This window comes from Streptomyces sp. BoleA5 (genome assembly GCF_000373665.1).
In the GTDB taxonomy this organism is placed as follows: Bacteria; Actinomycetota; Actinomycetes; order Streptomycetales; family Streptomycetaceae; genus Actinacidiphila.
On the sequence record NZ_KB892120.1, the window covers coordinates 57,052 to 66,162 of the forward strand.

Annotated in this window: 10 protein-coding genes; all 10 read left to right on the forward strand. The window is 71.9% G+C overall.

Annotated elements, in window-relative coordinates:
* The first annotated feature begins 63 nt into the window (after positions 1–63).
* The 10 genes from recG (at position 64) to B085_RS44110 (ending at position 8,790) form a co-directional block, all read left to right on the forward strand.
* Entirely contained in the window at positions 64–2,262 is a 2,199-nt protein-coding gene (gene recG / locus B085_RS0128880; RefSeq protein ID WP_037732671.1) for an ATP-dependent DNA helicase RecG, read from the forward strand.
* A 95-nt stretch (positions 2,263–2,357) separates the two neighbouring features.
* Positions 2,358–2,903 (forward strand): hypothetical protein, encoded by a 546-nt coding sequence (locus B085_RS0128885; RefSeq protein ID WP_018562088.1) that lies wholly within the window; start codon positions 2,358–2,360, stop codon positions 2,901–2,903.
* Between the two features lie 68 nt (positions 2,904–2,971).
* Positions 2,972–3,553 carry a 16S rRNA (guanine(966)-N(2))-methyltransferase RsmD gene (rsmD, locus tag B085_RS0128890; RefSeq protein WP_018562089.1) on the forward strand — a complete coding sequence of 194 codons (582 nt, stop codon included), beginning with the start codon at positions 2,972–2,974 and terminating at the stop codon, positions 3,551–3,553.
* Between the two features lie 35 nt (positions 3,554–3,588).
* Positions 3,589–4,068 (forward strand): pantetheine-phosphate adenylyltransferase, encoded by a 480-nt coding sequence (gene coaD / locus B085_RS0128895; RefSeq protein WP_018562090.1) that lies wholly within the window; start codon positions 3,589–3,591, stop codon positions 4,066–4,068.
* A gap of 10 nt (positions 4,069–4,078) precedes the next feature.
* Positions 4,079–5,173 carry an ATP synthase F0 subunit B gene (locus tag B085_RS0128900; RefSeq protein WP_018562091.1) on the forward strand — a complete coding sequence of 365 codons (1,095 nt, stop codon included), beginning with the start codon at positions 4,079–4,081 and terminating at the stop codon, positions 5,171–5,173.
* Positions 5,174–5,351: 178 nt separating this feature from the next.
* The gene (locus B085_RS0128905) at positions 5,352–5,891 is read left to right on the forward strand and encodes a YceD family protein (protein WP_018562092.1); all 540 of its coding nucleotides are present in this window, start codon (positions 5,352–5,354) and stop codon (positions 5,889–5,891) included.
* 2 nt (positions 5,892–5,893) lie between these two features.
* A complete protein-coding gene (gene rpmF / locus B085_RS0128910) occupies positions 5,894–6,067 on the forward strand; it encodes a 50S ribosomal protein L32 (RefSeq protein WP_026251550.1) in 174 nt (57 codons plus the stop codon).
* A gap of 19 nt (positions 6,068–6,086) precedes the next feature.
* Positions 6,087–6,836 carry a ribonuclease III gene (gene rnc, locus B085_RS44105; RefSeq protein WP_051102195.1) on the forward strand — a complete coding sequence of 250 codons (750 nt, stop codon included), beginning with the start codon at positions 6,087–6,089 and terminating at the stop codon, positions 6,834–6,836.
* A gap of 94 nt (positions 6,837–6,930) precedes the next feature.
* The gene (gene mutM, locus B085_RS0128920) at positions 6,931–7,830 is read left to right on the forward strand and encodes a bifunctional DNA-formamidopyrimidine glycosylase/DNA-(apurinic or apyrimidinic site) lyase (RefSeq protein ID WP_018562095.1); all 900 of its coding nucleotides are present in this window, start codon (positions 6,931–6,933) and stop codon (positions 7,828–7,830) included.
* A gap of 87 nt (positions 7,831–7,917) precedes the next feature.
* Positions 7,918–8,790, forward strand: a complete 873-nt coding sequence (locus tag B085_RS44110; RefSeq protein WP_018562096.1) for a phosphotransferase — start codon at positions 7,918–7,920, stop codon at positions 8,788–8,790.
* Positions 8,791–9,111: the final 321 nt, after the last annotated feature.

The window sequence follows — 9,111 nt, forward strand, 5'->3', positions numbered from 1 at the left end:
CGCACCCGCGCACGAGGACGACCGGTCCCCGCATTGTCGGCTCCGTGCGCAAAGATGGACGCGATGTCTGCTGCCCTTGACGAACCGCTCGCGAAATCCGTCGGCGGCCGCACCGCAAAGGTGTTCGCCGACCACCTCGACCTGCGCACGGTCGGTGACCTGCTGCACCACTACCCGCGCCGCTACGCGGAACGCGGCGAGCTGACCCGCCTGTCCGACCTCCCGCTCGACGAGCACGTCACCGTCGTCGCCCGCGTCGCCAAGGCGACCAAGAAGACGTACGGCCCGGGCAAGGCGCGCCTGGAGGTGGTCGTCACGGACGGTAGCGGCTCGCTGACCCTGGTCTTCTTCGGCCGGGGGGTGTTCAAGCCCGAGCACGACCTCCTCCCGGGCCGGCGCGGCATGTTCGCCGGCAAGGTCTCCGTGTTCAACCGTGCCCTGCAACTGGCTCATCCCGAGTACCAGTTGCTGGACGCCGAGGACGGCAAGGAGGCCGTGGACGCCTTCGCGGGCCGGCTGATCCCGATCTATCCGGCGTGCAAGCAGGTCAACTCCTGGACGATCGCCAAGACCGTGGACACGGTGCTGACCTCCCTGGGGGCCACGCAGTGGTCCGGCACGGGCGAGCCGCTGCCCGCCGCGCTGCGGGAGTCGCGCGGGCTCGCGCCGCTGCCGGAGGCGCTGGAGAAGATCCACCGGCCGCGGTCCAAGGCGGACATCATGATCGCCAAGGAGCGCCTCAAGTGGGACGAGGCGTTCGTGCTGCAGGTGGCGCTGGCGCGGCGCCGTGCCGCGGACGACGCCCTGCCCGCCGTGCCGCGTGCGCCGGCGGAGGACGGCCTGCTGAGGGCCTTCGACGCGCGGCTTCCGTTCACGCTCACCGAGGGGCAGCAGAAGGTGTCGGCGGAGATCTTCGCGGACCTGGCGACGGACCACCCGATGCACCGCCTGCTGCAGGGCGAGGTGGGTTCCGGCAAGACGATGGTGGCGCTGCGCGCCATGCTCGGGGTGGTCGACGCGGGCGGCCAGGCCGCGATGCTGGCGCCCACGGAGGTGCTGGCGCAGCAGCACCACCGGTCGATCACGGAGATGATGGGCGACCTCGCCGAGGGCGGCATGCTCGGCGGCTCGGACCTGGGCACGAAGATCGTGCTGCTGACGGGTTCCATGGGGGCGGCCGCCCGCCGCCAGGCGCTGCTGGACCTGGTGACCGGCGAGGCCGGGATCGTCGTGGGCACGCACGCGCTGATCGAGGACAAGGTGCAGTTCCACGACCTGGGTCTGGTCGTGGTGGACGAGCAGCACCGCTTCGGTGTCGAGCAGCGCGACGCGCTGCGGGGCAAGGCCAAGCAGCCGCCGCACCTGCTGGTGATGACGGCGACGCCGATCCCGCGGACCGTGGCGATGACGGTCTTCGGCGATCTGGAGACCTCCGTGCTGGACCAGTTGCCGGCGGGCCGTTCGCCGATCGCCACGCACGTCGTGCCCGCCAAGGACAAACCGCACTTCCTCTCGCGCGCCTGGGAGCGGGTGCGCGAGGAGGCCGAGAACGGGCACCAGGCCTACGTGGTGTGCCCGCGGATCGGCGACTCGGACGACGAAGCGGACGCGCAGAAGAAGAAGTCCGCGGAGGACGAGGCGGAGCGGCGGCCGCCGCTGGCCGTGCTGGAGACCGCCGAGCAGCTCGTCAAGGGGCCGCTGGCCGGGCTGCGGGTGGAGGTGCTGCACGGGCGGATGCAGCCGGAGGCGAAGGACGACGTGATGCGCCGCTTCGCCGCGGGCGAGGTCGACGTCCTCGTGGCGACCACGGTGATCGAGGTCGGCGTCAACGTGCCGAACGCCACCGCCATGGTGATCCTGGACGCGGACCGCTTCGGCGTCTCGCAGCTGCACCAGTTGCGCGGCCGGGTCGGCCGCGGCTCGGCGGCGGGTCTGTGCCTGCTGGTGTCCGAGATGCCGGAGGCGACCTCGGCCCGCGCCCGGCTGGACGCCGTGGCCGGGACACTGGACGGCTTCGAGCTGTCCCGCATCGACCTGGAACAGCGGCGCGAGGGCGACGTGCTGGGGCAGGCCCAGTCCGGGACGCGCTCGTCGCTGCGCATGCTGACGGTGATCGACGACGAGGACGTGATCGCGGCCGCCCGCGAGGAGGCCACCTCGCTGGTCGCCGCGGACCCCGAACTGGCGGGCCAGCCGGACCTGCGCAGCGCGCTGGAGAGCCTGGTGGACGCGGACCGGGAGCAGTATCTCGACAAGGGCTGACGGACCGTCATTGTCAGTGCCCCCTGGGAGAATGGACACAGTCCGCGCCGATCCGCTAGGGAATCGGCGTAGTTGGACCTTTGGGGGCTGATTTCATGTCGTTCCGTCATCTCAACGAACTGCCGCTCGGTGAGAAGGTCTTCCGGATCGAGCTCTCCAGCGACGACGACACCACCGTCACCCTGACCCTGGCCGGCTGGTCCGAGGACGACCCGGACACCCTCCTCGCCTCCGGCACCCTCACGCTGCCGCTGACCGACGTCCCGTCCCTGCGCATCGCCCTCAACCGCGCCCTGCGGGCCCTCGCGCTCGTGGCCGACGTCTCCGAGCCCATTCCCGACCGCGACGTGCTGCGCGAGCTGTTCCCGGGGCACGGCGCGCCCTGGGTGCCGCAGCACGAGGAGGAACTGCTGCGCCGGTTCCACGACGGCGAGTCCATCGCCCGCATAGCCGCGCGCTTCGGCCGCACGCCCGACTCCGTCCGGACGAAGCTGCGTGAGCTCGGTCACGACCCGCGCCGCCCCGAGCACTGCCCGCCCGACGGCTGCCTGTCCTGGTCGCGCTACGCCTCGCCGGCGCTCGTGGGAGGCCTGGCGGGGTCACCCCTGCCGGAGGCCGGGGGCGAGCAGGGCCGGGACTGACCTACGTATCGTGGGGGAGCGGCGCCGCGCAGGCGCCGTTCCCCGCCCACGAGACGAGTGAGCCGAAGATGACCCGCGTGATCGCCGGAGCCGCCGGTGGCCGCCGCCTGGCCGTGCCGCCGGGTAACGGAACCCGACCCACCTCGGACCGGGCGAAGGAGGGGCTGTTCTCCACCTGGGAGTCGCTGCGCGGCGCCCTGCACGGGGCGCGGGTGATCGACCTGTACGGGGGATCGGGCGCCGTCGGACTGGAGGCGCTGTCGCGCGGCGCGGCGCACGTGCTGCTGGTCGAGTCCGACCCGCGGGCTGCGGGGGTCATCCGGGAGAACGTCCGCGTCCTCAAGATGCCCGGCGCCGAGGTGCGGGCCGGCAAGGCCGAGAAGGTGATCGCGGGAGAGCCCCCGGCGGAGCCGTACGACCTGGTGTTCCTGGACCCGCCGTACGCCGTCACGGACGACGAGCTGCGCGAGATCCTGCTCACACTCCGTACGCGGGGCTGGCTCGACGCGGACGTCGTCGCCACCGTGGAAAGAAGCACCCGAGGCGGGGAATTCCGCTGGCCCGAGGGGTACGAAGGGATCAGGGCCCGTCGGTACGGCGAAGGGACGCTTTGGTACGGTCGCGCCGCCGACGTTACTGACGCGTCATGAACCACCCGCAGAACCCTCAGAGCGAGGAGTCACCGTTGCGCCGCGCAGTCTGTCCCGGGTCCTTCGACCCCGTCACCAATGGACACCTCGACATCATCGCCCGAGCCTCGCGCCTGTACGACGAGGTCTACGTGGCCGTGATGATCAACAAGTCGAAGAAGGGCCTCTTCTCGATCGAGGAGCGCATCGCCCTCATCGAGGAGGTCACCGCCGAGTACGGCAACGTGCGCGTGGAGGCCTTCCACGGCCTGCTGGTGGACTTCTGCAAGCAGCGCGACATCCCCGCGATCGTGAAGGGCCTGCGCGCGGTCAGCGACTTCGACTACGAGCTGCAGATGGCCCAGATGAACAACGGGCTGTCCGGCGTGGAGACCTTGTTCGTCCCCACCAACCCCACCTACAGCTTCCTGTCCTCCAGTCTCGTCAAGGAGGTGGCGCAATGGGGCGGCGACGTCGCCCACTTGCTGCCCCCCGTCGTGCTGGAGGCCCTCAAGAAGAAGCTCGCGCAGCAGTAGAGTCTGGGACGTGGACGTCCAGAAGAAGCTCGACGAGATCGTGGCCGCCGTGGAGGCCGCCCGGTCCATGCCGATGTCGGCCTCCTGCGTGGTCAACCGTGCCGAGCTGCTCGACATGCTCGAAGACGTGCGGTCGGCGCTGCCCGACTCGCTCTCCCAGGCCCAGCAGCTGCTGGGCGGGCGGGAGCAGATGGTCGAGGAGGCCCGGGCCGAGGCCGACCGGATCATCGGGGCCGCGCACGCGGAACGCGGTTCGCTGATCTCGGACACCGAGATCGCCCGCCGCTCCCAGCAGGAGGCCGAGCGCATCGTCACGGAGGCGCAGCGCGAGGCCACCGAGATCCGGGCCGAGGCCGACGACTACGTCGACAGCAAGCTCGCCAACTTCGAGGTCGTGCTGACCAAGACCATCGGCTCGGTGGACCGCGGCCGCGAGAAGCTGCTGGGCCACGGCCCGGCCCTCGACGAGAACGGCTACCCGTACGAGGACGACGACGCGCCGGAGCGCAGCGGCGACCCGGAGACGCTGCGCCGCCGCGCCGACGAGTACGTGGACGCCAAGCTGGGTGCCTTCGAGGCGGTCCTCAGCAAGACCCTGGAGGCCGTCGGACGGGGCCGCCTGAAGCTGACCGGCCACCGCCCCGTCGACGAGCTCGGCGCCGGCCTGGCCCACGACGCGGACGGCGAGGGCCACGTCCCCGGGCAGTCCGACGCCGAGTACCTCGCGGGCCTGGCCGCCCCCGTGGCCCCCGGCGACTACCAGTACGACCCGAACGCCGTGCAGCAGCCCGACTACGGCTACCAGCAGCCGGACCCGTACCAGCAGCAGGGCCCGCAGCCGGACCCGTACCAGCAGCAGGGCCAGTACGCCGACCCGTACGCCGCGCAGCCGCAGCAGGCCTACTACGACCCGAACTACGGCTGGCAGCAGCCGCAGCAGCCGCAGCAGCCGCAGCAGCAGACCGGCTACGAGCAGCAGCAGTACATGCCGCAGCAGCACCAGCAGGGTCAGGGCGCGGCGCTGGACGAGACGAGCTTCTTCGACACCAGCATGATCGACCTGAACCGGCTGCGGGAGCTGGAGCAGGAGCGCGGTTTGGGCTGAGCCCGGGGGACGGGTATCCTGATCCCTCAGCCGTGTGATCCCCGGCGCTTTGGCGTGCCCGCCGTCGCACCGAAGGGCACGCGCCGAACCGAAGAAAGCAGGAGCCCTGAACACCCGCCTCGACCACCGCAACCCGCTCGTGTTCGACACGCACGAGCTGGGTCGTCGTCCTGGGGCGATGAAGAAGGTCTCCCGCTCGGTGCCGGCCCCCAAGGACATGGGCATCGAGGTCATCGGTGTCCGCGAGGGCGCGGAGATCACGCTGGACCTCCGCCTGGAGTCGGTGATGGAGGGGGTGCTCGTCACGGGCACCGCCCGCGCACCGCTCTCGGGGGAGTGCGTAAGGTGTCTGGAGCCGGTCGAGCGCGAGCTCGAGACGGACTTCCAGGAGTTGTACTCCTACCCCGACGCCGACACCCGGACCGGTGGGCACCATGGTGCCGCCGACGCCGGTGACGACGCCGAGGAGGAGGACACTCTCTTCCTCGAGGGCGACCTGTTCGACCTCGAGCCCGTGCTGCGTGACGCGGTGGTTCTCGAACTGCCGCTGCAGCCGGTGTGCCAGGACGACTGTTCCGGCCTGTGCCCCGATTGCGGGGCACGGCTGGCGGACGACCCGGACCACCACCACGAGGTCACCGACATCCGTTGGGCGGCCCTGCAGGAAATCCAGCTGAGCGGTGCCGAGGACGGCGCCGACGAGAACCAGGAGAAGTAGCCGTGGCTGTTCCCAAGCGGAAGATGTCGCGCAGCAACACGCGCCACCGCCGTTCGCAGTGGAAGGCTGCGCCCGTGAGCCTGGTGGCGTGCGAGCGCTGCCACGAGCCGAAGCAGCAGCACATCGCGTGCCCGAGCTGCGGCACCTACAACCGTCGTCAGGTCCTCGAGGTCTGATCGGCGGGTGAGGGGCTCCATGTCGTCAGACGGCGCAACGTCGACGGACGCCGGTAAGGCAGCCTCGTCCCCCGCGGTTCTGGAAGGGCGGCTCGGGTACACACTCGAACCCGCCCTTCTGGTGCGTGCGCTGACCCACCGCTCGTACGCGTACGAGAACGGTGGTCTGCCCACCAACGAGCGCCTGGAGTTCCTCGGGGACTCCGTGCTCGGCCTGGTGGTCACGGACACGCTCTACCGCACCCACCCGGACCTTCCGGAGGGCACGCTCGCCAAGCTACGGGCCGCGGTGGTCAACTCGCGCGCCCTGGCCGGTGTCGGCCGCGGCCTCGACCTGGGCAGCTTCATCCGCCTCGGCCGGGGCGAAGAGGGCACGGGCGGCCGGGACAAGGCGTCGATCCTCGCGGACACCCTCGAGGCGGTGATCGGCGCGGTCTACCTGGACCAGGGCCTGGACGCCGCGTCGGAGCTGGTGCACCGGCTCTTCGATCCGCTGATCGAGAGGTCGTCCAACCTCGGTGCCGGACTGGACTGGAAGACCAGCCTCCAGGAACTCACCGCGGGCGAGGGCCTCGGTGTCCCGGAGTACGTGGTCTCCGAGACCGGACCCGACCACGAGAAGACCTTCACGGCTGCCGCCCGCGTCGGTGGTGTCGAGTACGGCACCGGCACCGGCCGCAGCAAGAAGGAAGCAGAGCAGCAGGCCGCCGAGTCGGCGTGGCGCGACATCCGCGCCACGCGCGACGCGAACGGCACTGTCGCCGGCTGAACCCGTCAGGCCCGTCCGGCCGGCCCCCGAGGCCGCCCGGGCGGGCCTTGCGGTTCCCCCGGCGGGGAACCGCCGTCCGAGAGGAGCGCACCGAGTGCCCGAGCTGCCCGAGGTCGAAGTCGTACGCCGCGGCCTGGACCGCTGGGTGAGCGGGCGCACGGTCGCCCGGGCCGAGGTGCTGCACCCCCGTTCCGTGCGCCGCCACCTCGCCGGCGGCGCGGACTTCGCCGCCCGGCTGGAGGCGCAGACCTTCGGCCCCGCCCTGCGCCGCGGCAAGTACCTGTGGCTGCCGCTCCAGGACTCCCCGCTGGCCCTCCTCGGCCACCTCGGCATGAGCGGTCAGTTGCTCGTCCAGCCGGAGGTCGCGCCCGCCGAGACCCACCTGCGGATCCGGATCCGCTTCGAGGACGATCTCGGGACGGAGCTGCGCTTCGTCGACCAGCGCACCTTCGGCGGCCTGTCGCTGCACGAGTGCGTACCCGGCGACCCCGAGCGGCTGCCGGTCCCTCTGTCGCACATCGCCCGCGACCCCCTCGACCCCCGATTCGACGACGCGGCCTTCCACACCGCGCTGCGCCGCCGCCGCACCACGATCAAGCGGGCACTGCTGGACCAGTCCCTGATCAGCGGGGTCGGCAACATCTACGCCGATGAGGCGCTGTGGCGCACCAGGCTGCACTACGAGCGGCCGACCGCCACCCTGACCCGTCCGGTCACCTCCGAGCTGCTCACCCACATCCGCGAGGTCATGACCGACGCCCTCGCCGCCGGCGGCACGAGCTTCGACAGCCTGTACGTCAACGTCAACGGCGAGTCCGGCTACTTCGACCGCTCCCTGGACGCCTACGGTCGCGAGGACGAGCCCTGCCGCCGCTGTGGCACGCCGATCCGCCGCCGCCCCTGGATGAACCGCTCGAGCTACTTCTGCCCGCGCTGTCAGCGACCGCCGCGCGGCCCGGCCGGCACGACCGTTCTCGCCGTCCGCTCGTCGTGACGGCGCGCGGCCGCCGTCGCACGGGGACGACGCAGCCGCCGTCGTGAACCCCGGCGCGGGCGGGGCCGTGCGGCGCACAATGGGCGGATGCCTTTCGACGGCCCACCCTCCCCGCCCGCCGCCACGTATCCCGAGACCGCTGAGCCGCAGCCGGAGATCCCCCTGATCGGCGGTGACGTGACCGAGGGCGTCGTCCGCGTCGGCGACACGGTCCGCCGCCCGACCGGCCCGCACAGCCCTCTGGTGCACGCCCTGCTCCGGCACCTTGAGGACGTCGGATTCCCCGGCGCCCCGCGCCTCCTCGGCATCGACGCGGCCGGGCGCGAGGTGCTGACCTACGTCACGGGCGAGGTCGCCGGACGTCCGCGTCCGGCGTGGATCGCCGACGAGGACCGCCTCGTCTCGGTCGGCCGTCTGGTCCGCGCCTACGACGAAGCGGCCGCCGGCTTCACCCCGCCCGACGGCGTCGGGGCCCCCTCCGGCCCGGTTTCGCACCCGGACATGCCTCCCGCGCCCACCCTTCCCGCCGAGGTGGTCGGGCACATGGACTTCACGCCCGACAACATCGTCTTCCGGGACGGCCGGGCCGCCGCGCTCATCGACTTCGACCTGGCCAGGCCCGTCGCAAGGGTCGAGGAGATCCACAACGCGATGCTCTACTGGGCCCCCATCGGCGACCCCGCCGACGCCGACCCCCACCTGCGCGACGTCCACGTCCCCCGCCGCTGCCGCCTGCTCGCCGACGCGTACGGAATGTCCGGCACCGATCGCGGCCGCCTGCTGGAGGTCGCAGTGCTGCGGACCCGCCGCGCGTGGTTCTCCATGAAGCGCATGGCCGAGACCGAGGGCGGCGGCTGGGCCCGCATGTGGCAGGAGGGCGTCGGCGACCAGATCAAGCGCCGCGAGGCCTGGCTGGAGCGCCACGGCTCCTCGATCGAGGCGGCACTCACCGCGCCGTAGCGCCGGGGGAGCGCCGCGAGCGGGCGGACAGGGCGGCGTACACGTCGAGTGCCGCCCCGGCCGCCCACCTGAGGAAGCGCACCGAGCCCCTCACCACCGACACCGCCGCTTCGTCCACCGCGCACCCCCACCCAGCCGGAATCCGTGGCCGGCAGTTGCGGCCACACTCACCACCACGTCCCGCGGAGCCGCCCTTGTTCAACGCGGCGCCGAGGCCGGTGACTGCCTCAGTAGCCGAAGAAGTGACCCGGGGGTCTGCTGACCTGGGGCCGCCTAGACGATCAACGCTGTGACCTGCGGCCGAGTGGTCAGCGGTTGTCA